We start from the raw sequence: 26,735 nt of genomic DNA, 5'->3' as shown, positions 1-26,735 counted from the left end.
GCTTTTTGGTTTTCTATCGGTGACTTACTCGGGGTCGCCGACCGCCTGGATGGCGGAGATCTGCCAATCCGTGCCCGGTCGTCGGACGAAGGTCCAGATTTCCGTCGATTCCGAGAGATTGTCCGGATCGCCGCTGACCACCTTGCCGGTCGCACGGTCGCGCAGCACGTCGATGCTTTCGTAACGCATGGCGACGGTGGCATATTCGACATTGTCTTCACGCCAGCTCTCGGAGACATCGCCTTGGACCAGATGTACGTCGCGCACCTCGTTCTTGACGCCCCTGGTGGCGTTGTCGCTCAATTCCTCGGCGAGATAGGACATGGCCTCCGGCGTGGTGATGCGACGCAAGCCGGCATAGTCCTCATTGGCATAAGCCGCCTGCATTTCCTGCAAAAGACCTTCGAAACGCCCGAGATCCTTCTGGTCTATGCCGATCTCGTCGGCGGAGGCCGAAGGCTTGTGTACCGCTGCCGACGGCGCGCCAGCGAGGCCGCCACCGCCGATGCGCGGAATCTGGAAACCGGGGCCGCTCGCCGCATTGCTGCGAGCCGCTGCCCCAGAGCCCGCGCCCGCACCCGAATAGGCGGTCTGGCCGTTGCCGAACATGCGCATGAGAAAGCGGATAAGAAAGAAGATCAGCACGCCCTGCAACAACAGACCGAGGAAGCCGAAGCCGCCGCCCATGCCGGAGCCCATCAGCATGCCGAACAGTCCGCCCATGAGAAGGCCGCCCATCAGGCCGCCGGCAAGCCCGCCGAACAGCCCGCCAGTGCGCCCGGTCTGACCCTGCGCGTTCGGTGCAGCGGCAGGCCGCGTGGTCTGACTCTGCGGCGTCATCGTACGATTGATGGGAGCGGCGGGTGCCGGCGCAGTCCGCGTCGCTCCCGGAAGCTGGAAGGTGCGCGTGCCTCGGCTGCCGAACCCGCCGCTGGCGCGGCGCGCCTCGGCGAAGTCGGCCAAGGTCAGCATGGTCGCCAGACCGATAGCCAGAATTCCAAAGAACTTACCGTAGCGCCGCATTTCAACTCCTTATTTCATCTGCCTGCCGATCGGCAGCATCCGTGCCGCTCATATGGCGTCCAGAACGAAGGATTTGAAGGCTTCATCGGTAATTTTGCGATCACAATCATGCCATCACGCAGACTTGCCCACACAGAGGCATATCTGCCGCATGGGCGATAGCCCGCGTCAACGTACTGGCCATCAGACGGCTCATGCCACAAACGACAGGGGGCGCGAACGTTTCCGCTCGCGCCCCCTGCCTTGATCCTGGGAGGACCTGATCAGTCGATGTTGAAGACGAGCGACTTGGCCTGCTTGATCGCATGATGCGCGGTCAGCTTGTCGAGCACGTCCTGCTTGACCGGCTCATCGACATAGAGAAGCGCGATCGCATCTCCACCCTCTTTCTCGCGGCCGAGCTGGAAGTTGGCGATGTTGACACCCGCATCACCCAACGTCGTGCCCATGAAGCCGATCATGCCGGGAACGTCGGTGTTGGAAATGTAGATCATGTTGGCGCCGACATCGGCATCCATGTTGATGCCCTTGATCTGGATGAAGCGCGGCTTGCCATCGGAGAAGACGGTACCGGCAACCGAGCGGGTCTGGTTTGCCGTCGTCACGGTCAGCTTGATGTAACCGTCATAGACGCCGGTCTTGTCACGTTTCACTTCGGAAAGGACGATGCCTTTTTCCTTGATCATGATAGGCGCCGAAACCATGTTGACGTCCGACACCTGGCTACGGATCAGACCGGCCAGTAGCGCCGAGGTCAGCGCCTTGGTGTTCATCTGCGCGGTCTGGCCATCGTAGAGGATCTCGATTTCCTTGATCGCGCTTTCCGTGACCTGGCCGACGAAGGCGCCGAGCACATCCGCAAGCTTGATGAAGGGCTTCAGGATCGGTGCTTCTTCCGCAGTGATCGACGGCATGTTGATCGCGTTGGTGACGGCACCCTTGATGAGATAGTCCGACATCTGCTCGGCGACCTGAAGGGCGACGTTTTCCTGCGCTTCAGTGGTCGATGCGCCGAGGTGCGGCGTGCACACCACGTTCGGCAGGCCGAACAGCGGGCTTTCCGTCGCAGGCTCGACCTCGAACACGTCGAAACCGGCACCGGCGACATGGCCGGACTTGATCGCTTCAGCCAGGGCAGCCTCATCGACCAGACCGCCACGGGCGCAGTTGATGATCCGGACGCCCGGCTTGGTCTTCGCCAGCGCTTCCTTGTTGAGGATGCCACGCGTCTTGTCTGTCATCGGTACATGCAGCGTGATGAAGTCGGCCTTGGCCAGAAGCTCGTCGAGCTCAACCTTGGTGACGCCCATAGCCTCGGCGCGTTCCTTCGACAGGAAGGGGTCATAGGCAAGCACGTGCATCTTCAGACCAAGTGCGCGCGAGCAGACGATGGAGCCGATATTGCCGGCGCCGATGACGCCGAGCGTCTTGCCGGTGATCTCGACACCCATGAACTTCGACTTTTCCCATTTGCCGGCCTGGGTCGAGGCGTCGGCCGCAGGCAGCTGTCGGGCAACCGCGAACATCAGCGCGATCGCATGCTCGGCAGTGGTGATCGAGTTGCCGAACGGTGTGTTCATGACGATGATACCGCGGCGCGAGGCGGCCGGGATGTCGACATTGTCGACGCCGATACCGGCGCGGCCAATGACCTTGAGGTTCGTTGCGGCGGCGATCAGCTTTTCCGTCGCCTTGGTGGCCGAGCGGATGGCGAGACCATCATAGTTGCCGATGATCTCGGCGAGCTTTTCCTTGTCCTTGCCGAGCTTCGGCTGAAAATCGACTTCGACGCCGCGATCGCGGAAGATCTGGACGGCGGTTTCCGACAATTCGTCGGACACGAGAACGCGAGGTGCCATGTGAGGCCTCCTTCAAAGGGGTTCAGGTCTGGTACGGGTATGGGAATGGGCGGCCTCGCCTCAAGGGCGAAGCCGGATCAGTCTCAGGCGGCCTTGAGCGCGGCCTTCTGGGTCTCGAAAGCCCAGGTGAGCCAAGGCATCAGCGCCTTCATGTCGGCGGTCTCGATCGTCGCGCCGGCCCAGATGCGCAGACCCGACGGGGCGTCGCGATAGGCGCCGATGTCGAAGGCCACGCCTTCCTTGTCGAGCGCCGTGACCATGCCCTTGGCAAAGGCGGCCTGGGCGTCGGCGTCGAGAGCCGCCACGTCCTTGTCGACGATGGTCAGGCACACCGAGGTGTTGGAGCGGGTCGCCGGAACCTTGGCGAGGTTGGCGATCCAGTCATTGGCCTCGACGAAGTCGAACAGCACTTTGGCATTGGCATCGGCACGCGCCATCAGGCCCTTCAGCCCACCGATCGACTGGGCCCAGAGGAGCGCGTCGATATAGTCCTCGACGCAGAGCATCGACGGGGTATTGATGGTCTCGCCGGTGAAGATGCCCTCGATCAGCTTGCCGCCCTTGGTCATGCGGAAGATCTTCGGCAGCGGCCAGGCCGGAACGTAGCTCTCCAGGCGCTCGACGGCGCGCGGCGACAGGATCAGCATGCCGTGACCACCCTCGCCGCCCAGAACCTTCTGCCAGGAGAAGGTTACGACGTCGAGCTTGGTGAAATCCATGTCCTGGGCGAAGGCGGCGCTCGTGGCGTCGCAGATCGTCAGGCCCTTGCGGTCGGCAGGGATGAAATCGGCGTTCGGGACGCGCACGCCGGAGGTCGTGCCGTTCCAGGTGAAGACCACGTCGCGGTCGAAATCTGCCTGAGCCAGATCGGGAAGTTCACCGTAAGGAGCTTCGAATTTGCGGACGTCCTTGAGCTTCAGCTGTTTGACAACGTCAGTGACCCAGCCGGCACCAAAGCTTTCCCAGGAAAGCATATCGACGCCGCGCTCGCCGAGCAGCGACCAAAGCGCCATTTCAACGGCGCCAGTATCGGATGCGGGAACGATACCGATGCGATAGTCGGCCGGAACGCCAAGAATTTCGCGGGTGAGATCAATGGCCTGCTTGAGCTTGGCTTTGCCGACCTTGGCCCGGTGCGAGCGACCGAGCGGAGCATCAGCAAGCGCTTCGAGCGACCAACCGGGGCGCTTCGAGCAAGGGCCAGAAGAAAAATGAGTGTTGTTCGGACGCAAGTCCGGCTTGGCGAGTGTCGTCATCGTGCTACCCTTCCAGGTATATGGCCTCTCGTTGGGGAGAGGTGTCCCGCCGTCGGAACTACGCCTGTCCGAATTCCCCGTCAAGAGAATTTCGATGTCGCAAGCGGAAAATTTTCTGACGCTCCCGGAACCCAGCCTTCGGCCGAAAAATACACCCATAACGCGAAAAGGCCGCCCGTTGATGGGCGGCCTCGAATGGTTTGTGACGCGTCTCTTACTTGTAGACGAGCGGCTGCGGCGGGGGCTCGTAGGCTGCGACCGGCTCGGCGCAGGCGCCGAACAGATAGCGTGCGCCGACATGTGCTTCGTGGCTGTAGAAGCCCTTGTCGTAGCCCGGGCCACCGTTGGAATTATAGCCGAACATGTCGCCGCCGAGCGTATGGCGGAAGCGATAGCCGACGTCGGCCTTGACGTTGCAGGTCACGTCGATCGAGGCGCCGGCCATCAACTGATACGCGAAACGCCAGTCGCCGCGACCGCTGTGTTTGACTTCGCCGTCGCAACCGCTGCCGTCATCGGCGCAGGCCGTATTCTTGAGATTGTCCCATTGGACGTAGGCGCCACCGATACCGGCGCCGACATAAGGCGTGACCATACCGTAGCTGCCGATGTCCACATAGGCGTTGGCCATCAGCGTGTAGGCGCGCATGGCGGCCACGTCGGAGGACGTGCAAGGCACAAGCGGCGATCCGCAGGTCCCGGAGGTCGAACCGTCGAAGTCCGACTTGAACATGTAGTCGAAGGTCAGGTCGGTGCGCAGGTAGTTGTTGATCTGGTAACCGACACCGGCGCCGAGTGTGAAGCTGTTCTTCAGATCGGCATCGTCGAAGTCCACCAGGTTCGAATTCGAACCCTGGAAATATTCGGCTCCGCGCAGCTTGTTGAAGTCGTATCCAGCGTCACCACGCAGATACCAGCCCGAGGCTTCTGTGACTTGGACTTCCGGTGCCTCATACGGCACGGGTTCAGGCTGGTAGATGTCTGCAGAATGGGCTGCAGTGCCGGCGAGCAGGACTGCAGCCACAACGAAAAGGCTCGTCTTCATGGGAAAGGAACTCCAATGTTCTTCGTTGATGCACGGGCCTTGTTGCGGCCGACGTTCGTCTAGATGGATAATGAAGCACAAAGGTTAAGGCGCGTTTAACTACGTCTCTTTACTCTGTTCAAGCCCATCATTCTCGCTGGCCGATTGAAGAACAGGGCGCAAGTCCATCCAGTAAAAGCGCACCCGAAGGACAGTTTCTCTTGGCTGAGGACGGCAAAGAAAGAGGGGCCGGAAGCAAATTCCGACCCCTTTGACGTTGAGCTTGAACGAGTATGTCAGCCGGCGAGACGCGCCCGCGGCACGCCGTGCACACCCGCGTGGTCAGACGACTGAACACCGCCGAGAGAAAACTGCCCAAGCCGCTGATCCATTTCACCCGCCTCCTGGGCAAGGCGGTGGATTGCCGCGGTCGTTTCCTCAACCATGGCAGCATTCTGCTGTGTCATCGCGTCCAGCTGGCTGACTGAACCGTTGATCTCAGAGAGAGTCTGGGCTTCCTCACGCGTCGAGCTCATGATCTCGCTGATGCGGCCATTGATGGCCACTACGTGCGTGCCAACCCCCTCAAGAGCCGCACCGGCCTTTTCGACGAGTGTGACACCATGCTCCACCTCGGTTGTCGACTTGGAAAGCAAACCGGCGATCTGCTTGGCAGCCGTCGCTGACCGTTGCGCCAACTCGCGCACCTCCTGGGCCACGACAGCAAAGCCCTTGCCGCTATCACCTGCTCGCGCCGCTTCGACCCCGGCATTGAGAGCCAGCAGATTGGTCTGGAAAGCGATCTCGTCGATCACGCTGATAATCTGGTTGATCTCTTGCGAAGAGGCCTGGATGGCCTCCATCGCAGCGATCGTCTCACGCATGACGCGACCCGATTGCTCGGTCTCATCCTTGGCGTTGCGAGCGATCCGCTCGGCATCCTCGGCGCGCGCGATCTGCGTCCGCACGCCGTCGGTGATCGCCTTGATGGCACTGGCGGTCTGTGTCAGCGCCGCCGCCTGCCGTTCGGTTCGCTCCGCCAGTTGGTCGGCGCCGGAGCGCATTTCGTCCGAGCCCTCGCGCACAGCAACCGAATTGCCGCCGATACCGGCAAGCGTCATGCTGAGCGTCGACAATGCCTTGTTGAAATTGTGACGCAGCGATTCCAGCTCCTGCGGGAAGATACTGCGGATCTCGAAGGCGAGGTCGCCACCGGCCAATCGGTCAAGGCCTTGGTCAAGGGCGGCAACGACTGCCTGCAGACTCTGCGCCTCGGTCTCCCGTTCCGCCATGCGCTGACGGCGTTCGGCGTCGGCGCGCTCGCGCTCGCTGCGGCTCTCGCTCTCAAGCCGCTGCTGCTCGATCAGGCCGAGTCGGAAGCTCTCGAGCGCCTTGGCCATGGAACCGATTTCGTCACGCCGCTGCTGGTTGGCGACCGGTTCATCGAGTTTGCCATTGGCGACATCGCCGGTGACCGTCGCAAGCCGTGCAAGTGGGGCAAACAGACGGCCGGTGAGATAGCCGGTGGCAATCGACATGACCGCCAGGACGGCAATCGCCGTGACGAACAGTGTCGTGGCGATGTGCCAGGAGCCGGCACCGAGTTCGGCATGGGTCAGGCTTTCGACCACGAGGTATCTGTCACCACCGTAAGAGACCGGTCGGCCATAGGCATTCGCCGTACCATCGGCACGCTGAAAGGACGCGATGGTGATTTTCTCACCCTGGATCGCATCTTTGGCAAAGCCGAAAGGTGCAGCCTCGATGTCGACGAGCTTGCCGTCTTCAGCAAGGCTGATGCCCGTGCCGTCTTCCGACAGGACAGCGGCACGTTCGCCGCTGCCGGAAACAATGCCCTTCGACAGGATGCTGGTAATGGCCGTGTCCTTCAGCTGGAACAGGATGGCGCCCTTGAAGGCACCAAATTTGACAACCGGCACAGCGAAATAGATGTCGGGCGACTGCGGAACGGCACCAGCCCTCAGGCCGGAGAAGCGGGTCGGAGCGACATCGTCGACAGCCTTGCCGCCTTCTTCTGCGGCGCGGGCGAAGGCCCGTCCGAGCCCGGAGGCCGCCAGCGCGCCACTGGCGACATTCTCGGCGAAGCTGTCACCCTTTCGGTAGGAGTAGATGACATTGCCGGTCTGATCGACAATCAGCAGGTCGTGAAACTGGGTATTGTTGAGAAATCCCGCGACCTGCGCCTGCACCGTCTCATGGCTCGAATAGTAAAAGCCGCTCGGCCCTTCCGGCTTCAACAGCTTTTCCGGTTCACCGGGATTGGGGTTCCTGGTGATGAAGACGTCGCGCAGCTCCTTGCCCGCATCGCCCGAGGTTTTGGCGATCGTGTTCCAGCCGCTCTTCATCGCGGTCATGGCCTGTTGCAGGCTTTCGATCTTGGCGATCGACGTCGCCTGGTTTTCAAGCTGCGAGAGTTGTTCCGTGAGAATGTCACCGCGAAAGGTGAGCGTGGAGGTCATCGAGCCGAGCGTTTGCGCCTCGAATACGGTGCTGGAAGTGGAATAGGCGAGAACATTGAGAAGGCCGACCGACAAGACGGTGAGCAGGAGAAATATCCCAATGACCTTCGAAGACAGCGAGTTGAAACGACTAGACATGTTGGATCCCGTTTTGCCGCACCCCACTCTGCGCGAAATTGTAACTCGTAAAGCTACGTCGCGGCGTCGGAGGACACTCCGTGCCGTCAGAGGCGTTACGGTCGGGATTCTTTTTTAAACGCCGGTTAAAAAACGCAGCAATTTCTGGTTGATCACGCAAAAATACCGCTAATTAAGCGGATTCGGCCAATTTTTCGCATAAACCCGCGAAGATTTCGAGCGAATGGAGTCGCCGCTCCACCGCGTGTATCGGCATGGAGACGATCAGTTCGTCCGGCTTCGTCGCCTTGAGGAACTCCATCAGCTTGTCCTTTGCGGAAGCTGCCGAACCGACCACAGCGTAACGCAGAGTGTGCTCAACGCCATAGCGCTCCACTTCAGTCCACAAGCCGTCCATGCTATCGACCGGCTTTGGAAAAGCCCTGCGCACATTGCGCCGCAGGTTGACGAACTGCTGCTGCGACGACGTGAACAGACGATGCGCCTCCGCGTCCGTCTCCGCAGCAACACCCATCACACCAACCATGACATAGGGCTTCTCGAGCGCGGCGGACGGCTGGAACCGCTCGCGGTAAACCGCGATCGCATCCATAAGTTGGTCCGGAGCAAAATGCGAGGCAAAGGCATAGGGAAGCCCGAGCGCCGCAGCCAGATGAGCGCTGTAAAGACTGGAGCCGAGCAGCCAGAGTGGCACATGACTCCCCATGCCCGGCACGGCAAGCAGCGCTTGATCCTGGCCCGGATCCCCCAGCAGGGCCTGCAATTCGATAATGTCGTGGGGGAAATTCTCGGCGCCGGCTTCCATATTGCGTCTCAACGCCCGCGCCGTGCGCATGTCCGTGCCCGGCGCACGCCCAAGGCCCAGATCCACACGACCGGGGAAAAGCGCTTCCAGCGTGCCGAACTGCTCGGCGATCACAAGCGGCGAATGGTTCGGAAGCATGACGCCGCCCGAACCGATGCGAATGCGCTTCGTCGCGGCCCCCACGTGTCCGATCACCACCGCCGTCGCCGCGCTGGCGATCCCCGGCATGCCGTGGTGCTCAGCCAGCCAGAAGCGATTGTAGCCACATTCCTCCGCCTTGACCGCCATCCGACGGGAAGCATCGAGCGCTTCGGAAACCGTATGCCCCTCGGATATGGGAGAAAGATCGAGGATGGAGAAAGGAATCATGGCAACAGGTCCGCTCGTTCTTTGATGAGCCTTTTATGTAGACGCCGCACCTACGAATGCCAGCCCCGGAATGACGAATTCCACTGATCGTCACTTCAATGTTTTTGTTTTGTTCACTTATTGCTGGCAGATCATTGGGCTCGAAGTTAGAGTGACGCCATGCAAGACGCGATTCGGATTATCGGTATTGACCCAGGCCTCAGACGCTGCGGCTGGGGCGTCATCGAGACGCTTGGCAACTCCCTGCGCTTCGTCGCTTCCGGGACGGTCACGTCGGACGGCGACATGGATCTCGCCTCGCGCCTGTGCCAGTTGCACGACGGCCTTGCCGAAGTCGTCCACTCCTATCAGCCGCACGAGGCAGCGGTCGAACAGACCTTCGTCAACAAAGATGCCGTGGCCACCTTGAAGCTCGGCCAGGCCCGCGGCATCGCCATGCTGGTGCCGGCCCGCGCGGGTCTGCCGGTTGCAGAATATGCGCCGAACGCTGTGAAGAAGGCCGTCATCGGCGTCGGTCACGGAGACAAGAAGCAGATCCACATGATGCTGAAAATCCTGATGCCGAAGTCCGAGTTTAAGGGTAATGATGCCGCCGACGCGCTCGCCATCGCCATCTGCCACGCTCACAATCGTGGCGGCGACCGCATGCGCCGGATGCTGGCTTCAGCCTGACTTGTTCTTGATGTCCCCGCTTGTCACACGCGCCATTCTCGCCCCGAAACCCATCGCTGACGGAACTCTCCCATGATCGGCAAGCTCAAAGGCACCATCGACGAAATCGGCGATGACTATGTCCTCGTCGACGTGCACGGCGTCTGCTACGTCGCCCATTGCTCGGCCCGTACCCTTTCCCGTATCGGCTCCGTCGGCGAAGCCGTCGTCTTGTTTATCGAGACCTATGTCCGCGAGGATCAGTTGAAGCTGTTCGGCTTCATGTCTGCGCTTGAGCGCGAATGGTTCAACCTTTTGCAGAGCGTGCAAGGTGTGGGCGCCAAGGTGGCGCTGGCACTGTTGTCGACGCTGACGCCCTCGGAACTCGCCAATGCCATTGCGCTGCAAGACAAGACGGCCGTATCCCGCGCGCCGGGTGTCGGCCCCAAGGTGGCGGTGCGCATCATCACGGAGCTGAAGAACAAGGCCCCGGCCTTCGCCGGCGAGGCCTCTGCCGGTATCGGTCTCAAGCAGGAACTGGGCGAAGGTGTTGCCGCAGCCCCGGTTGCTGACGCCGTCTCGGCGCTGACCAATCTCGGTTATTCGCGCGAACAGGCGGCTAATGCTATCGCTGCAGCGCTGAAGAACGGTGGCGAAGATGCCGACAGTTCCAAACTCATCCGCCTTGGTCTCAAGGAGCTTTCGCGTTGAGTGAAGGCCGGTTGCACGCCTTCCCGCGCTTTACCGCAACCGCTATATCTGTTCAAAGGCGAGACGCTGAAAGCAGCAGCGACGCCGTGGTCAAAGCCGAACCGGAAATTTCGTCATGAGTGAAGCCGATCGCCTAATATCGCCGGACAAGCGGGGCGAAGACATAGACACAGCCCTGCGTCCGCAATCGCTCGACGAATTCACCGGCCAGGCCGAAGCGCGCGCCAACCTGAAGATCTTCATCGAGGCGGCGAAGAATCGTGGCGAAGCGCTCGACCACGTGTTGTTCGTCGGTCCGCCGGGCCTCGGCAAAACGACGCTCGCGCAGATCATGGCTAAGGAACTCGGCGTCAACTTCCGTTCCACCTCCGGCCCGGTGATCGCCAAGGCCGGCGACCTTGCCGCCCTGCTGACCAATCTTGAGGAGCGCGACGTGCTCTTCATCGACGAAATCCACCGACTCAGTCCAGCGGTCGAGGAGATCCTCTATCCCGCCATGGAGGACTACCAGCTCGACCTGATCATCGGCGAAGGCCCGGCCGCTCGCTCGGTGAAGATCGACCTCTCCAAGTTCACCCTCGTCGCCGCCACCACCCGCCTCGGGCTCCTGACCACGCCGCTGCGCGACCGTTTCGGCATTCCGGTACGTCTCAACTTCTACACCGTCGAGGAACTGGAGCTGATCGTACGCCGCGGCGCCCGGCTGATGGGGCTTGGCATGACCGACGAGGGCGCCCGCGAGATCGCCCGCCGCGCCCGTGGCACGCCGCGCATCGCCGGACGGCTGCTGCGTCGCGTGCGCGATTTTGCCGAAGTGGCCCGCGCCGAAGCCGTGACACGCACAATCGCCGACGAGGCGCTGACCCGGCTGCTGGTCGACAACATGGGCCTCGACCAGCTCGACAAGCGCTACCTCAACATGATCGCCATCAACTTCGGCGGCGGCCCGGTCGGCATCGAGACGATCGCCGCAGGTCTTTCCGAACCGCGCGACGCGATCGAAGACATCATCGAGCCCTACATGATCCAGCAGGGCTTCATCCAGCGCACCCCGCGCGGCCGTGTGCTGACGACGACCGCCTGGAAGCACCTCGGCCTCCAGCCGCCGAAGGACCTCGAGGCGGCGCAGTTCCGGTTGACGCTGGAGGATGAGTGAATGATCACGCGCAGAACGTTTTTCAAACTGATGGCAGCCTCGGCAGCCGGCATGCTTTCCCTTGGTGGTTACGCTGGCGCCATTGAGCCGCTTCTGCGTCTTGAAACCACGCGCTACCGGCTGACTCCGCAAGGCTGGCCGAAGGGGCGGACGCTTCGCATCGTGGCGCTTGCCGATTTTCACGCCTGCGAGCCCTGGATGCCAGCTGCGCGTATTGCCCGCATCTGTGACCACGCCAACAGCCTTGGCGGCGACGTAATCGTTCTGCTTGGCGACTACATGACCGGCATGCGGCTGGTCACCGGGACCGTTTCGCCCGAACATTGGTCAAGAGCGCTCTCCGGATTGAAAGCGCCTCACGGGGTTCATGCCGTCTGCGGCAATCACGACTGGTGGCACGACCCGGAGGCGCAACGCCTGCGCCTGCCGGAGACCATCGCCCACAGGGCATTGCGTTCGGTCGGCATTACCGTGCACTCCAATACTGCTGTTCGGCTCGGGAGCGACGACGAGCCTTTCTGGATCGCGGGACTGGAAGACCAATTGGCCTATATCAATGAGGGGAAAATGGACGGTCGCGATGACCTTCCTGCAACGCTTGCCCAGATCACCGACAATGCGCCGGCGATCCTGCTTGCCCACGAACCCGACATATTCCCGAATGTGCCGAGCCGTATCGCCCTGACGCTATCGGGTCACACCCATGGCGGCCAGGTCAACCTGTTCGGTTGGACGCCGGTGGTGCCCTCGCGTTACGGCTCGCGCTATGCCTATGGACACAAGATCGAGGACGGACGCGATCTGATCATCTCTGGCGGCCTTGGGTGCTCGATCGCCCCGATCCGCTTTGGCTCGCCGCCGGAGATCCTTGTGATCGATATCGGCTAACCCATGCCCCCTCCCGCCACACGCACGCCTCCGGTCACGTACGACGGAGACCTAGGTGGCAAATGACCAAGCAGCCGGCCGATCTCGGCACTGGGCCTTGCAAACTAAAGCGACCTTGCCAAGGCGGCGACGGCGGCATCGAAAAGTCGCCGCCCGCCGGGCTCCCATCCAAGCTCTTTGATCTTCAGTGTTCGCATTTCTGCAACCGCAGCCCTGTCGGAGCAGTCCGGTAGCGGATGCGGACAATGGATTGCCGCTTTCAGCCGGGACAGGATCTCATGCGTATCCGTCACGAGGTCGGAGACGTTGAAAACCTCGCCGCTGACCTTTGCCTCTTCGCTCTCCAGCATCAGCCGCACAGCCTGACCGACGTCCAGCCCATGCACTTCCGAGCCTGCGCGAACCGGGACAGCTCTGCCCGCCCGATAGTCCGAAAACAGTCCATCCCACTTGTTCGGCCTGAGATCGCCATAGACACCGGTCAGCCTGAGACTCGCTCCGACAAATCCCGGACCCGACATATCGGTCAACGCCTGTTCTGCCAGCAGCTTGACCTCGCCATAGAGGCTTGCCGGGCGGACGGCGGCCGCCTCATCAAGGCGAGCTCCGGGATCCAGGCCGTCGTAGACCGCGCGGCTGGACAGAAAGACGCAACGCCGCACCCCTGCGCTTCGCGCCGCATCGAACAACCGGACGCTACCTTCGAGGTTTCGCCGGCGAAATCCGGCCGGATCTTCCCCTTCCCCACCACGATACTTGCCGGCAACGTGATCGAAGGCCGCATGAACAAAGAAATGGACGTCATCAAAGATGGCGCCCTGGGTGTCATCGGGATCAAGCGACAACGGTCGGAAATCGACGGGACGCGAGAACAGATGCGGTGCCGGCGCCCGGCGTCCGCCCACGGTGACCTGATAGCCGACCGAAAGCAGACTCTCGACGACATAGCGGCCCACCAGTCCCGTGCCGCCGGAGACCAGAACCCTCATGCTGCATCCGCATCCCGGGGACTCGGCAGAGAGCCCGGAGCAGGCACGCCTTCACCGGTGTAGTGGGCATGCCACAGATCGATCAACGGCCTGAGTTGGGCCGCCTTTGGATGTCCCACCTCCCAAGGCTTCTCATACTGATAGTGCAACACCGCGATCTGCCGCCAGTCCCAGAGTTCCGGCAGGTTGAACCACACATATTGCAACATGTTCATGAAGACTGGCAGGCCATGCCAGTCAGGGAAGAAGGTCTCGAGAAATGTCTGGTCGGTGCGCCTCCAGAACACGTCCGGCTCGTCGAGCTGCTTGAGCATGGCGCCGAAGGTGGCCAGAGACGGCTTGGCGACGAACACACCCGAATTCAGACGGTGGAAGTCCTCAAGGCTCTCGTAAACGTTCGGCGCAGCCGAGAACTCCGGATAGTCGAACAGCTTGTCGATGTTCTTGAGCACGATCGCGTCGGCATCGATGAAGATGCAGGTGCTGTAGTCGATCAACTGCCAGAGCCTGAGCTTGCAGAAATTGTCGAGTGGAGAGTGAAAGGCAGGCTTGCGGCCCTTGGTGAAGGGCGCATTCGCGTGCAGATTGCCGCGCGCATGGCGCAGGTTGAACGCATGCGAGAGAGGTAAGTGATCGACCTCCACCAGCCGGCAACCAAGCGCTTCCAGCGGCTGGAGTGCACTCGCTTCCACGCCGCCTGTGAAGAGCACAACAATATCGGCCGGGCTTCCCGTCAGCAAGAGCGAACGTGCCAGTGCCACCGCACCCATCGCATAATCGCCATTGGTCACCAACGTGACGAAGGCGTTGCGCGAACCCGCCGTCGTTATCGGACGGATGCCGCGTAGCATTTCCGTGCCCAGCATCATGACACGGATTTCAGCCTCTTGCCTTCCGGATCGCGATTGATCGTCTTGGCGATGTCCTTGGTCCAGGCCGACACCGCCGGAACGCGCGAGCGATCGACGCGGTAAGAAAACTTCTTCGCGACGTCGACGACCTCCTCAAGCAGGCCACTCTGGAGCGTCGTCGGCTCCAGCCCGAGACCGAGGAACTTCTCGTTCCGGACGATCAGATCGTTCTCCGGAGCTTCCTTGCGCGGGTTGGGCAGCCAGGCGATTTCGGCACCGGTCATCCTGGCGATCATCTCGGCCAGATCACGTACCCTGTGCGTTTCGGTCATCTGGTTGAAGATCTCGACGCGGGAGCCGCGGGCCGGCGGATTGTTGAGTGCGATCTCAATGCAGCGCACCGAATCCTGGATATGGATAAAGGCACGGGTCTGCCCGCCGGTCCCGTGCACAGTCAGCGGATAGCCGATGGCCGCCTGGATCAGGAACCGGTTCAGGACCGTGCCGTAGTCACCGTCATAGTCGAAACGGTTGACGAGTTGCGCATGGCGCCGGGTCTGTTCGGTATGGGTGCCCCAGACGATACCCTGGTGCAGGTCGGTGATCCGAAGCCCGTCGTTCTTCGCATAGAACTGGAACAACAGCTGATCGAGACACTTCGTCATGTGGTAGATCGAGCCGGGGTTGCTGGGATAGAGGATCTCCTGGGAGACCGTCTCCCCTTGCATCGTCTCGATGCCGACCGGCAGATAACCCTCGGGGATGGCCGCACCGACCGTCGAATAACCGTAGACGCCCATCGTGCCGAGATGAACGAGATGCGAATCGAGGTTGAGTTCGGTGAGCGCATTCAACAGATTATGCGTGGCGCTGACGTTGTTGTTGACCGTGTAATTCTTGTGGCGGTCACTCTTCATCGAATAGGGCGCCGCGCGCTGCTCGGCAAAATGGATGATCGCGTCCGGACGCTCCTCCGCCAGCCAGTTCTTCAGGAGCTCGTAGTCCTTGGCGAGATCGATCAGATGGAAATGGATGCGCCGACCGGTCTCCGCGTGCCAGATGCGTGTCCGCTCCTGGATCGAATCCATCGGGGTCAGGGACTGCACACCAAGCTCGGTGTCGATCCAGCGTCGCGACAGGTTGTCGAGGACATGAACGTCGTGCCCGGCGTCGGAGAGATGAAGCGACGTCGGCCAGCCAACAAATCCGTCTCCGCCCATGACTGCAATCTTCATCTGAAAGTCTCCTGTGCCGGTGAACCCCCAAATCTGATAATGCCGATTTGTGACAGAACTACAATGGCCCCCACAACTCGATGCTCCCACCTGCAACCAGTTCCGGCTTTGACGAGGTACAAACATGAATTCAAATCGGATTTCGCTCTCCGGAGATTTGTCGGAGGAAGGCCACAAGCTGAGCCAGCGGGTCTATTATGAAGATACCGACTTCTCCGGCCTCGTCTACCATGCCCGCTACCTCCACTTCCTGGAGCGCGGTCGTACGGACTATTTGCGCTGCTTGGGCGTCGAGCAAAGCGCCCTGATCGGCATCGATGAGGAAGGGCTGGTCTTCGTCGTCCACCGCATGGAGATCGACTTCAAGGCACCTGCGCGCATGGACGACATTCTCGAAATCCGCACGGTCACGACCAAGGCCGGCGGAGCAAAGATGGTGCTGGAACAGGAAATCCGGCGCGACGGCAACCTTTTGATCGCGGCGAAGGTTGTCATCGCCGTCGTCAACCGCAACGGCCGGCCGCGTCGCCTGCCGGAAGAACTCGCCGGTCGCTTCCTGGCCTGATCAAGATTGACCAAGCCTGCGCAGTGACAGGCCCGCGCTAACGGTCCCTTAACCATAATGATGCCTTACTGCCGCCATGGAAATTTGTGCGACGCACGCCTTCCTTTGACCAAATTTGAAGGCAAGAAGGCAATCTGGGAGCTAGAAGCGGAATAAGGGCGTTCGGCAATGGCTACCGCACAATTCCGCAACAGAGCTGTTTCACCGCCCGGTCATGCGCCGGGCGTTTGGATTTCGGGGATTAAGAAGCGATGGAAGAAGTAGGTTTGGCAGCGGCCGCCCATGACGTGAGCCTTTGGGCCTTGTTCATGCAGGCAGGCTTCGTCGTCAAGTTGGTCATGCTCGGGCTGCTCGCCGCCTCTGTCTGGACCTGGGCGATCGTCATCGACAAGTTCATGAGCTACTCGCGGGCGCGCCGCCAGTTCGACCAGTTCGAGCAGGTCTTCTGGTCCGGCCAGTCTCTGGAAGAACTCTATCGCACGCTTGCCGAACGCAATAACACCGGGCTTGCGGCCATGTTTGTCGCCGCCATGCGCGAATGGAAGAAGAGCTTCGAACGCGGCGCCCGTTCGCCGATCGGCCTGCAGATGCGTATCGACCGCGCCATGGACGTGACAATGGCGCGCGAGTCAGAAACGTTCGAGGGCCGCCTCGCATCGCTCGCGACCATCGGCTCGGCCGCGCCCTTCGTCGGCCTCTTCGGTACAGTCATCGGTATCATGACTTCGTTCCAGGCGATCGCCGGTTCCAAGTCAACCAACCTTGCGGTCGTGGCGCCCGGCATCGCCGAAGCGCTGTTGGCAACCGCGATCGGCCTGGTTGCCGCTATTCCCGCCGTTATCGCCTACAACAAGTTCTCCGGCGAAGCCGGTAAGCTGACGGCTCGCATGGAAGGCTTTGCCGACGAGTTCTCCGCCATTCTTTCGCGCCAGATCGATGAGAAGCTGCAACCTCGTCAGGCCGCACAGTAACGTCCGGCTTAGGAGACGCACACGATGAGTATGTCTGTTGGATCAAGCGGTGGCCGCGGCGGCCGTCGCGGCGGAAGGCGCGGCAGCGGCAAGAGGGCGCCGATGAGCGACATCAACGTCACGCCGATGGTCGACGTCATGCTCGTGCTTCTGATCATTTTCATGGTCGCAGCGCCAATGATGACCGTCGGTGTGCCGATCGACCTGCCGGAGACCCAGGCAAAGGCGATGAACGCCGACACCCAGCCGATCACCATCTCGGTGAACCCGGCCGGTGAGATCTACCTGCAAGAGACTCCGATTGGCATCGACGAGATCGTCGCCAAACTCGAGGCCATTGCCACGACGGGCTACAACGAACGCATCTACGTGCGCGGCGACACCACAGCCGCCTACGGCACCGTGATGAAGGTCATGGCCCGCATTTCTTCGGCCGGGTTCAAGAATATCGGCCTCGTGACCCTGCAAGAACAGGACAAGTGATCGGACGCGATGAGAGGCAGTCTCATTTCTTCGGCTGTTCTGCATGCACTGGCGCTAACCTTGGCGCTGGTGTCGATCAGTGCGCCTGAATCCTTCGACGTCGCCGACGTCGAGGCGTTGCCGGTCGATATTGTGCCGATCGAGGAATTGACCCAGATCCAGCAGGGCGACAAGACCGCGCCGGTCGCCGAAAAATCGGCCCCGGTGCCGACCAAGAGGCCGACCTCGGTCGCTGATGCGCAAAACATCGGCGAGAACAAGATCGACCTGAAGTCAGTGCCGAAGCCATCGGAAAAGCCCAGCAACGCGGAATCCTCGGCAGCGCCCGAGAAGGTCGAGAAGGTTCAGCCGACGCAGGACGACGTCACCAACGACGTCAAGGACATCATCAAGGAAGAGACGGTCGCCGAGAAGCCGGTCGAAGTGGCCAAGGCCGAACCGCCGAAGCCGGACGTGGCCCCGGAGCCGAAGCCCGCCCCCCCCGCGGAGAAAGCACCGCCGGAAGAGGCAACCGCCGAGGAAATCCCGCTGCCCGACAACGTACCCCTGCCGGCCGCCAAGCCCAAGCCGCCGAAGCCGGCGGAGGCAAAGCCTGCAGAAACCAAGCCGAGCCAGAGCGAAACGGCCAAGGCGCAGGACAAGAAAAAGGACGTCAAGACCCAGGAGACGGCGAAGTCGAAGTCTGCCAAGGAAAGCGACTTCAACGCCGACGAGGTCGCGGCCCTCTTGAACAAGAACGACCCGACCGCCGGCGGCGCCAAGGCTTCGCCTGACAAGGCAGCGTTCGGCGGCAAGAAGACAACCGGCGGCTCCAAGCTCAGCCAGAGTGAGATGGACGCGCTACGCGGCCAGATCCAGAACAACTGGTCGGTCATCCCCGGTCTTGCCGATGCATCCGATGTGCGCATCCGTGTGAAGTTCCAGCTCGATGAATCGGGCGAACTGATCGGCGAGCCGGAAGTCACCGCGACCGGCGGAACCCCGCAAACCCAACAGGTGTTGATGGGGGGCGCACGCCGCGCCGTCCTGCGCTCCGCCCCCTTCAAGAACCTTCCCCGGGACAAATATGACGCCTGGTCGGAAGTCATCGTCAATTTCGACCCCAGCGAACTGATGTAAAGAGCTGAAAGGCTTGGATCTTATGATGAAACTCAACCTTCTTCGAACCCTGATGGTGATCATCGGCATGGCCGGCGCCTTTGCCACGCCGGCAAGCGCCGTCGTCGAAATCAACATCAACAAGGGTAATGTCGAACCGCTGCCGATCGCGATCACCGACTTTGTCTCGGGCGACGGCATCGGCGCGAAGATCTCGGCCGTGGTCGAGGCGGATCTGAAGCGCTCGGGTCTTTTCGCCCCGATCAACCGCGCCGCCTTCATCGAGAAGATCAGCAATCCCGACCAGGCCCCGCGCTTCGAGGACTGGAAAGTCGTCAACGCCCAGGCACTGGTCGTCGGTCGCATCAGCAAGGAAGGCGATGGTCGCCTGCGCGCCGAGTTCCGCCTGTGGGATACGTTTGCCGGCCAGCAGATGACAGGCCAGCAGTTCTTCACCCAGCCGGAAAACTGGCGCCGCGTCGCCCATATCATCGCCGACGCGATCTATGAGCGTATCACCGGTGAAAAGGGCTACTTCGACACCCGCGTCGTCTTCGTTTCGGAAAGCGGTCCCAAGACCGATCGCAAGCGTCAGCTCGCCATCATGGACCAGGACGGCGAGAACGTCCGCATGCTGACCGGCTCCAAGGACATCGTTCTCACACCGCGCTTTTCGCCGAGCCGCCAGGAAGTGACCTACATGTCATTCGAGGGGCAACAGCCACGCGTCTACCTGCTCCAGCTTGAAACCGGGCAGCGTGAAGTGGTTGGCAACTTCCCCGGCATGACCTTCTCGCCGCGCTTCTCGCCTGATGGCCAGCGTGTCATCATGAGTCTGCAGCAGGACGGCAACGCCAATATCTACACGATGGACCTGCGCTCGCGCACCACGACGCGACTGACCTCGACGGCCGCGATCGATACCTCGCCATCCTATTCTCCGGACGCCGCCCGCATCGTCTTCGAATCCGACCGAGGCGGTCGCCAGCAGCTCTACGTCATGAATGCCGACGGTTCGGGCCAGCAGCGAATTTCCTTCGGCGATGGCTCCTACTCCACCCCGGTCTGGTCACCGCGCGGCGACCTGATCGCCTTCACCAAGCAATCGGGCGGCAAATTCTCGATCGGTGTGATGAAGCCGGACGGTTCGGGTGAGCGCATCCTGACCTCGGGCTTCCACAACGAGGGACCGACCTGGGCGCCGAATGGACGCGTGCTGATGTTCTTCCGTCAGAATGCCGGCGCCGGTGGTCCGCAGCTCTATTCCATCGATCTGACCGGCTATAACGAGCAACTCGTCAAGACCCCGACCTACGCCTCCGACCCAGCCTGGTCGCCTCTGCTCGAATAGGCCGCAATCGCGCCTCTTTTTTGCCGTAAAGCGCTATAAATAAGCGATTTTCGGCATTGTTTTCACAGTTCTTTAACCATGTTCGTTCTGTGCCGGTTAACCTCGAATGGTTAAAGTCTGGCAACCCTAACGGAAAAATCTCAAGGAGACCGGCTATGAGCCGCATTCACACTCCGGCGAAGAGCCGCATGCAGCAGATCGCCAGCAACCCAGCCGTCCTCGCGATCGCGCTGACGCTGGCGCTGACCGGCTGCGCGTCGAAGAAGAACCTGCCGAACAGCGCCTCGGATCTCGGCCTCGGCGCCGGTGCGGCGACCCCGGGCTCGACGCAGGACTTTACCGTCAACGTCGGCGACCGCATCTTCTTCGACACCGACAGCACCTCGATCCGCGCCGACGCCCAGCAGACGCTCGACCGTCAGGCCCAGTGGCTCGCCCGTTATCCGAACTACGCCATCACCGTCGAAGGCCATGCCGACGAACGCGGCACGCGTGAATACAACCTGGCGCTCGGTGCCCGCCGTGCCGCCGTCACCCGTGACTACCTCGCCTCGCGTGGCGTTCCGGCCAGCCGCATGAAGACCATTTCCTACGGCAAGGAACGCCCGGTCGCCGTCTGCGACGACATCTCCTGCTGGTCGCAGAACCGCCGCGCAGTCACCGTTCTCGGCGGCGGCATGTAACGGCCCCTCCCAAGGGTGTGAATATCGACAGGCGGTCCTTCGGGGCCGCCTTTTGTTTTCTCCACACTTTGGCCGAACTTCGGTTGCTTTTTACCGGCAATTGGAAAGAATCTCCGGGTTGCGCCAAACCCGGCGCGATGATTCATGAAAACAGGAACAATGACATGAAGAGACTTGTCATGGCCGCACTGCTCGGGGTGGCGACTGTGGCCGGCCCGCATGGAAGCGCCAGCTCGATGCAACTCCTCGGCCCGCGCCCGGCGCTGGACGCCGCGATTGCCGCTGCCGCGAACCAGCACGCGCCGGTGATCCTAGCTCAGAGCAGCGACCCTTCGATCCGCGTGCAGCAGCTCGAGGAGGAGATCCGCAACCTCAACGGCCGGATCGAGGAGATGAGCTTCCAGCTTCTGCAAATGCAGGAGCAGATGCGCAAGACCCAGGAAGACAACGAGTTCCGGTTCCAGGATCTCGAAAAGGGCGGTTCCAAGAAGAGCGGCGCCCTCGACAAGCCGGTCAACGGCGGCGGGCAATCCGATTCCGTCGCCGAGATCATCACCCAGCATCCAGCGCCCGGCAGCAATGCCGGGTCCGCCCCACTCGCACAACCGGAGCAGGTCCTCGGTTCGATCGAACTCGATTCGTCCGGCATGCCCAGTGCGGCGACGATCAACCAGGGTGCTGTCGGCAATGGATCGGGCGCCCTCCCCGGCGTCGAGACAACCCGTCCGAAGGACACCGCTTCACTCGGCTCGGAAAGCGACCTCTATCAGGTTGCCTATGCCCATGTGCTGTCCGGCGACTATGCCATGGCGGAAAACGAGTTCACCGACTTCATTTCCAGCCATCCGCAAAGCAGCAAAGCGGCCGACGCCAATTTCTGGCTGGGCGAAGCGCAATACTCGCAAGGCAAGTACAACGAATCGGCGAAAACTTTCCTCAACGCCCACCAGGCCTACGGCTCCTCGCCCAAGGCGCCGGAAATGCTGCTGAAGCTCGGCATGTCGCTGGCCGCCCTCGACAATACCGAGACCGCTTGCGCCACGCTGCGCGAAGTGACCAAGCGTTATCCAAAGGCTTCGCGCGCCGTAGTCTCCAAGGTCGCCGCCGAACAGAAGCGACTTCGCTGCTGACCGTTTCCGCGGCCCGCTGACTGTGAACACCTCCCTCCTCACGCTTCCCCAGGACGCCGCCCGCAGGCTCCTGACGTCCCTGCGCAAACCGACCCGCTTTCTCGCCGCCGTGTCCGGCGGCAGCGATTCCACCGGCCTGCTCATAGCCTTGCACCGCGCCGTCAGCCAGCACGATTGCCCGCACAGCATTGCCGCAGCGACCGTCGATCATGCGCTGCGCCCGGAATCGACCGCAGAAGCCCGGACGGTAGCCAGCCTTTGCGCCTCGCTCGACATTCCGCACCGCATCGTGACCTGGCAAGGCGACAAGCCCTCGACCGGCATCTCAGCCGCCGCCCGGCAGGCGCGCTATCGCTTGTTGTCGACGGCGGCAGACGAGCTGGGGGCCACCGCAATGGTAACCGGCCACACCGCCGACGATCAGTATGAAACGATCGCCATGCGCGCCGCCCGCGCCACCCAGGATAACCTTGGCCTTTCCGGCATGGCCGCAGCGACGTTGTATGACCGCCGTATCTGGGTTCTCAGGCCCTTTCTCGCCGTCCGGCGCGCCGCGATCCGTGACTATCTTTCGGAAGCGGGCATCGGCTGGGTCGATGATCCCAGCAATGTCGATCCCCATTATGAGCGGGTGCGCATTCGCCTTGGCCACGGCGCGCGGCCAAGCACACCGGAAAACAATGCCGCCGAACGACGGCGGGAATTATCCAGCGCGGCAGCAAGCCTTGTCGGGCGCTGCGCCACCCTCCACGCCGGCTGCCTCGTTTCGCTTTCTGCCGATGCGCGCAACGCGGCCCCACAAGTCCTGCGCCATACACTCGCCACGCTGGCGACCATCGCCGGCGGCAGGACATATCGTCCAAGCGCTGCCGCCATGGACCAATTGATGCAACTCGTGGCATCCGGATCGCCTGGCAGGATGACGCTCTCAGGCGCTTTGGTCCAGCTTCGCCGGGACGATATCTATATCATGCGCGAGGTCCGCGATGTTTTGCCGCGCGACGTGGCCGCTCAGTCGAGCCTCCTGTGGGACGGACGCTATCTCATCACCAATCCGTCGGATGACCGGTTTCACGTTCACCCGGATGCCGCGACCTTTGCGCCTCCGGCAAGCGACACCCTTTCGCCCGCGATGCTGCGGCATATCGGCCGCATTACGCCCGAAATCCGCTTTCATTCCGGTTCGGCTGACAAAGGGGCTCCGCCACCCGACACCGTCTCGATCACGCCGGCCTTCCCGCTTTTCGATCACTTCCTGCCAGACTTCGACCTGCCCCTCGCAGAGGCGATCGCCAGGCTCTTTGGACGGAAGGCCTATTTGCCGTTACCGGCTTAAGTGGTTATTGACGGAAAACGCATTCAAACCGCGCCTTTGCCTTGGCAATGCCCCAGTGCGATCCTATGTTAGTCGATAACTAGGCGGGCATTCAGCGCGCAACATATGTTCGGGGAGTTCTATGAACCCAAATTTTCGGAATTTCGCGCTATGGGCGATCATCGCCCTCCTGCTGATCGCCTTGTTCAGCATGTTTCAGACCTCGCCGTCGCAGACCAGTTCGCGCGAAATACCCTATTCGCAGTTTCTGCGTGAAGTGGATGCCGGCCGGGTGCGTGACGTAACGGTCACCGGGAACCGCGTGCTCGGCACCTATGTCGAGAACGGCACTGCCTTCCAGACCTATTCTCCGGTTATCGATGACAGCCTGTTGCAGAAGCTCCAGGACAAGAACGTGATGATCGTCGCGCGTCCTGAGACTGACGGATCGTCCGGTTTCCTGAGCTATCTCGGCACGCTCCTCCCCATGCTGCTGATCCTCGGCGTCTGGCTGTTCTTCATGCGCCAGATGCAGGGCGGCGGCCGTGGCGGCGCCATGGGCTTTGGCAAGTCGAAGGCCAAGCTGCTGACCGAAGCGCATGGCCGCGTTACCTTCGATGACGTCGCGGGCGTCGACGAAGCCAAGCAGGACCTCGAGGAAATCGTCGAATTCCTGCGCGACCCGCAGAAGTTCCAGCGTCTCGGCGGCAAGATCCCGCGCGGCGTGCTGCTCGTCGGTCCTCCGGGCACCGGCAAGACGCTGCTCGCCCGTTCGGTTGCCGGCGAGGCCAATGTGCCCTTCTTCACCATCTCCGGTTCGGACTTCGTCGAAATGTTCGTCGGCGTCGGCGCAAGCCGCGTGCGCGACATGTTCGAACAGGCCAAGAAAAACGCACCCTGCATCATCTTCATCGACGAAATCGATGCCGTCGGTCGCCACCGTGGCGCCGGTCTCGGCGGCGGCAATGACGAGCGCGAACAGACGCTCAACCAATTGCTGGTCGAGATGGACGGCTTTGAAGCCAATGAAGGCGTCATCCTGATCGCCGCGACCAACCGGCCCGACGTTCTCGACCCGGCGCTGATGCGTCCCGGCCGTTTCGACCGCCAGGTCGTGGTGCCGAACCCCGACATCGTCGGCCGCGAACGCATCCTCAAGGTGCACGCCCGCAATGTACCGCTCGCGCCGAACGTCGACCTCAAGGTTCTTGCGCGCGGCACGCCCGGCTTCTCCGGCGCCGATCTGATGAACCTCGTCAACGAAGCCGCCCTGATGGCCGCGCGCCGCAACAAGCGTGTCGTCACCATGGCCGAATTCGAGGACGCCAAGGACAAGATCATGATGGGCGCGGAACGCCGCTCGTCCGCCATGACCGAAGCCGAAAAGAAGCTGACCGCCTATCACGAGGCCGGCCATGCGATCACCGCGCTCAACGTGCCGGTCGCCGACCCGCTGCACAAGGCGACCATCATCCCGCGTGGCCGTGCGCTCGGCATGGTCATGCAGCTCCCCGAGGGCGATCGATACTCGATGAGCTACAAGTGGATGGTATCCCGTCTGATCATCATGATGGGTGGACGCGTCGCCGAGGAACTGACCTTCGGCAAGGAGAACATCACCTCCGGCGCCTCCTCCGATATTGAGCAGGCGACCAAGCTTGCCCGCGCCATGGTCACGCAGTGGGGCTTCTCCGACGTGCTCGGTCAGGTTTCCTACGGCGAGAACCAGCAGGAAGTCTTTCTCGGCCATTCGGTTTCTCAGTCGAAGAACGTGTCGGAATCGACCGCCCAGAAGATCGACACCGAAGTGCGTCGCCTGATCGACGAGGCTTATACCGAAGCCCGTCGCATCCTGACCGAGAAGCATGACGATTTCGTCGCCATGGCGGAAGGCCTGCTGGAATACGAAACGCTTTCCGGTGACGAGATCAAGGCGCTGCTGCGCGGCGAGAAGCCGGCACGCGACATGGGTGATGAAGGTCCGTCCGGACGTGGCTCGGCGGTCCCCTCGACCGGAGCCAAGAAGGACACGCCCAAGGGCGGTGAGCCAGAAAGCGGTCTCGAGCCCCAGCCCCATTAAGGCTGAAGAAATGGAATAACGAAGGCCGCCGCGAATGATCGCGGCGGCTTTTTTTTCTTTCACTCACAAGATGTATGCGCTGTTGACGCTAATTTACGTGCCCTTCACCGCATTTTATGGCAAGAGCACCGATATTGCCTCAGCGGCCGGCTTGCCGGTTCTGCATTCCAGCGTCTTTCGCCGGCGCCCATCGGCGTCGGCTCGATCATTGCAGGAGATTAGATGACTCGTCGCTATTTCGGTACGGACGGCATTCGCGGACATTCCAACAAGTTTCCCATGACCCCCGATCTCGCCATGCGTGTCGGCATTGCGGTCGGCACGATCTTCCGCCGCGGCCATCATCGCCACCGGGTGGTCATCGGCAAGGACACCAGGCTTTCCGGTTACATGTTGGAAAACGCGTTGGTCGCGGGATTCACCGCCGCCGGCCTCGATGTCTTTCTGCTCGGCCCGATCCCCACGCCTGCCGTCGCCATGCTGACGCGTTCGCTGCGCGCCGATATCGGTGTGATGATCTCCGCTTCACACAATCCCTTCGCCGACAATGGCATCAAGCTCTTCGGGCCTGACGGCTACAAGCTCTCTGACGAAATCGAGAGCCAGATCGAGGCCCTGCTTGACGACGACATCTACGCCCAGCTTGCCCCCGCTCATGAGATCGGCCGCGCCAAGCGCGTCGAGGGCGACATCTACCGCTATATCGAATTCGTCAAGCGCACGCTGCCGCGCGACGTCACCCTGCACGGCCTGCGGGTCGCGATCGATTGTGCCAATGGCGCCGCCTACAAGGTCGCACCGGCCGCACTCTGGGAGCTCGGCGCAGAAGTGGTCGCCATCGGCACCACCCCGAACGGCACCAACATCAACCTCGACTGCGGCTCAACCCATCCGGCGGCGCTGCAACAGAAGGTGCACGAAGTTCGCGCCGACATCGGCATCGCGCTCGACGGCGACGCCGACCGCGTCATCATCATCGACGAGAACGGCAAGATCATTGACGGCGACCAGTTGATGGCGGCGATCGCGGAAACCTGGGCGCAGGACCAGACCCTGCGGGGCGACGGCATCGTGGCGACCGTCATGTCCAATCTCGGGCTCGAGCGCTTCCTCTCCGACAAGGGCCTGTCGCTCGCCCGCACGAAGGTCGGCGACCGATACGTCGTCGAGTACATGCGCCAGCACGATTTCAACGTCGGTGGCGAACAGTCGGGCCATATCGTGCTCTCCGACTTCGGCACCACCGGCGACGGCCTGGTCGCCGCCCTGCAGATCCTCGCCTGTGTCAAGCGCACCGGAAAAACCGTCAGCGAGATCTGCCATCGCTTCGAGCCTGTTCCCCAACTCCTGCGCAACGTCCGCTTCTCCGGCGGCAAGCCGCTCGAAGATGCGACCGTCAAGCAGGCGATCGCCGACGCCGAGAGCGAGCTGGCACAGAATGGCCGCCTGGTGATCCGCCCCTCCGGCACCGAACCACTGATCCGCGTCATGGCCGAGGGCGACGACCGCGAACAGGTCGAGCGGATCGTCAATGAACTGGTCAGCGTGATCGGAAGCGTGCGCAGCGAGGCTGCCTGAGGTCAGGCGCACAGCGTTCAAGCCGTGTCATGAGGCGTGAAAAAGC

Annotated in this window: 23 protein-coding genes; 14 read left to right on the top strand and 9 right to left on the bottom strand. The window is 61.9% G+C overall.

Going from position 1 to position 26,735, the window contains the following annotated elements; translation table 11 throughout:
* Positions 1-24: 24 nt before the first annotated feature.
* From RNA01_RS21275 to RNA01_RS21250, 6 genes are all read right to left on the bottom strand, one after another.
* Positions 25-1,023 (bottom strand): Tim44 domain-containing protein, encoded by a 999-nt coding sequence (locus RNA01_RS21275; protein ID WP_147182143.1) that lies wholly within the window; start codon positions 1,021-1,023, stop codon positions 25-27.
* Between the two features lie 263 nt (positions 1,024-1,286).
* Entirely contained in the window at positions 1,287-2,882 is a 1,596-nt protein-coding gene (gene serA, locus RNA01_RS21270) for a phosphoglycerate dehydrogenase (RefSeq protein ID WP_147182142.1), read from the bottom strand.
* Between the two features lie 83 nt (positions 2,883-2,965).
* Complete coding sequence (locus tag RNA01_RS21265; RefSeq protein ID WP_147182141.1) at positions 2,966-4,138, bottom strand: phosphoserine transaminase; 1,173 nt, start codon at positions 4,136-4,138, stop codon at positions 2,966-2,968.
* 214 nt (positions 4,139-4,352) lie between these two features.
* The gene (locus tag RNA01_RS21260) at positions 4,353-5,183 is read right to left on the bottom strand and encodes an outer membrane protein (protein WP_147182140.1); all 831 of its coding nucleotides are present in this window, start codon (positions 5,181-5,183) and stop codon (positions 4,353-4,355) included.
* A gap of 275 nt (positions 5,184-5,458) precedes the next feature.
* Positions 5,459-7,780 (bottom strand): methyl-accepting chemotaxis protein, encoded by a 2,322-nt coding sequence (locus tag RNA01_RS21255; protein ID WP_147182139.1) that lies wholly within the window; start codon positions 7,778-7,780, stop codon positions 5,459-5,461.
* A 172-nt stretch (positions 7,781-7,952) separates the two neighbouring features.
* A complete protein-coding gene (locus RNA01_RS21250; protein ID WP_147182138.1) occupies positions 7,953-8,954 on the bottom strand; it encodes an LLM class flavin-dependent oxidoreductase in 1,002 nt (333 codons plus the stop codon).
* Positions 8,955-9,113: 159 nt separating this feature from the next.
* Here RNA01_RS21250 and ruvC point away from each other — a divergent pair, with 159 nt between their 5' ends.
* From ruvC to RNA01_RS21230, 4 genes are all read left to right on the top strand, one after another.
* Entirely contained in the window at positions 9,114-9,626 is a 513-nt protein-coding gene (ruvC, locus tag RNA01_RS21245) for a crossover junction endodeoxyribonuclease RuvC (protein WP_147182137.1), read from the top strand.
* 72 nt (positions 9,627-9,698) lie between these two features.
* A complete protein-coding gene (ruvA, locus tag RNA01_RS21240; protein WP_147182136.1) occupies positions 9,699-10,316 on the top strand; it encodes a Holliday junction branch migration protein RuvA in 618 nt (205 codons plus the stop codon).
* A 115-nt stretch (positions 10,317-10,431) separates the two neighbouring features.
* A complete protein-coding gene (gene ruvB, locus RNA01_RS21235; RefSeq protein WP_147182135.1) occupies positions 10,432-11,472 on the top strand; it encodes a Holliday junction branch migration DNA helicase RuvB in 1,041 nt (346 codons plus the stop codon).
* Positions 11,473-12,360: a metallophosphoesterase gene (locus RNA01_RS21230; RefSeq protein ID WP_147182134.1), complete on the top strand. Its 888-nt coding sequence runs from the start codon at positions 11,473-11,475 to the stop codon at positions 12,358-12,360. It begins immediately after the preceding gene.
* A gap of 104 nt (positions 12,361-12,464) precedes the next feature.
* Here the strand turns inward: RNA01_RS21230 and RNA01_RS21225 are convergent, their stop codons facing one another.
* The 3 genes from RNA01_RS21225 to RNA01_RS21215 are packed head-to-tail and all read right to left on the bottom strand — an operon-like array spanning position 12,465 to position 15,435.
* Entirely contained in the window at positions 12,465-13,349 is an 885-nt protein-coding gene (locus tag RNA01_RS21225; RefSeq protein WP_147182133.1) for an NAD-dependent epimerase/dehydratase family protein, read from the bottom strand.
* A complete protein-coding gene (locus tag RNA01_RS21220) occupies positions 13,346-14,218 on the bottom strand; it encodes a glycosyltransferase (protein ID WP_147182132.1) in 873 nt (290 codons plus the stop codon). The genes RNA01_RS21225 and RNA01_RS21220 overlap by 4 nt, the downstream gene beginning before the upstream one ends.
* A complete protein-coding gene (locus RNA01_RS21215; RefSeq protein ID WP_147182131.1) occupies positions 14,215-15,435 on the bottom strand; it encodes an NAD-dependent epimerase/dehydratase family protein in 1,221 nt (406 codons plus the stop codon). Before RNA01_RS21215 ends, RNA01_RS21220 begins: the two co-directional genes overlap by 4 nt.
* Before the next feature lie 124 nt (positions 15,436-15,559).
* Here RNA01_RS21215 and ybgC point away from each other — a divergent pair, with 124 nt between their 5' ends.
* From ybgC to glmM, 10 genes are all read left to right on the top strand, one after another.
* The gene (gene ybgC, locus RNA01_RS21210) at positions 15,560-16,000 is read left to right on the top strand and encodes a tol-pal system-associated acyl-CoA thioesterase (protein ID WP_147182130.1); all 441 of its coding nucleotides are present in this window, start codon (positions 15,560-15,562) and stop codon (positions 15,998-16,000) included.
* A gap of 251 nt (positions 16,001-16,251) precedes the next feature.
* Entirely contained in the window at positions 16,252-16,971 is a 720-nt protein-coding gene (gene tolQ / locus RNA01_RS21205) for a protein TolQ (RefSeq protein WP_147182129.1), read from the top strand.
* A 24-nt stretch (positions 16,972-16,995) separates the two neighbouring features.
* Entirely contained in the window at positions 16,996-17,454 is a 459-nt protein-coding gene (tolR, locus tag RNA01_RS21200) for a protein TolR (protein ID WP_147182128.1), read from the top strand.
* Between the two features lie 9 nt (positions 17,455-17,463).
* On the top strand, positions 17,464-18,573 hold the full coding sequence (gene tolA, locus RNA01_RS21195; protein WP_147182127.1) for a cell envelope integrity protein TolA: 1,110 nt from the start codon (positions 17,464-17,466) through the stop codon (positions 18,571-18,573).
* Positions 18,574-18,595: 22 nt separating this feature from the next.
* Positions 18,596-19,903 (top strand): Tol-Pal system beta propeller repeat protein TolB, encoded by a 1,308-nt coding sequence (gene tolB / locus RNA01_RS21190; RefSeq protein ID WP_147182126.1) that lies wholly within the window; start codon positions 18,596-18,598, stop codon positions 19,901-19,903.
* Between the two features lie 155 nt (positions 19,904-20,058).
* Positions 20,059-20,586 (top strand): peptidoglycan-associated lipoprotein Pal, encoded by a 528-nt coding sequence (gene pal / locus RNA01_RS21185; protein WP_147182125.1) that lies wholly within the window; start codon positions 20,059-20,061, stop codon positions 20,584-20,586.
* 164 nt (positions 20,587-20,750) lie between these two features.
* Positions 20,751-21,716 (top strand): tol-pal system protein YbgF, encoded by a 966-nt coding sequence (gene ybgF, locus RNA01_RS21180; RefSeq protein ID WP_147182124.1) that lies wholly within the window; start codon positions 20,751-20,753, stop codon positions 21,714-21,716.
* Positions 21,717-21,738: 22 nt separating this feature from the next.
* The gene (gene tilS / locus RNA01_RS21175) at positions 21,739-23,052 is read left to right on the top strand and encodes a tRNA lysidine(34) synthetase TilS (protein WP_170253592.1); all 1,314 of its coding nucleotides are present in this window, start codon (positions 21,739-21,741) and stop codon (positions 23,050-23,052) included.
* A gap of 121 nt (positions 23,053-23,173) precedes the next feature.
* Positions 23,174-25,111: an ATP-dependent zinc metalloprotease FtsH gene (ftsH, locus tag RNA01_RS21170; RefSeq protein WP_147182122.1), complete on the top strand. Its 1,938-nt coding sequence runs from the start codon at positions 23,174-23,176 to the stop codon at positions 25,109-25,111.
* 222 nt (positions 25,112-25,333) lie between these two features.
* Complete coding sequence (gene glmM / locus RNA01_RS21165) at positions 25,334-26,689, top strand: phosphoglucosamine mutase (RefSeq protein ID WP_147182121.1); 1,356 nt, start codon at positions 25,334-25,336, stop codon at positions 26,687-26,689.
* Positions 26,690-26,735: the final 46 nt, after the last annotated feature.

The organism is Paenirhizobium naphthalenivorans (genome assembly GCF_007992095.1).
Taxonomy (GTDB): domain Bacteria; phylum Pseudomonadota; class Alphaproteobacteria; order Rhizobiales; family Rhizobiaceae; genus Allorhizobium; species Allorhizobium naphthalenivorans.
The sequence above is the reverse complement of the archived record's forward strand: the minus strand, read 5'-3'. Positions and strand labels throughout refer to the sequence as shown.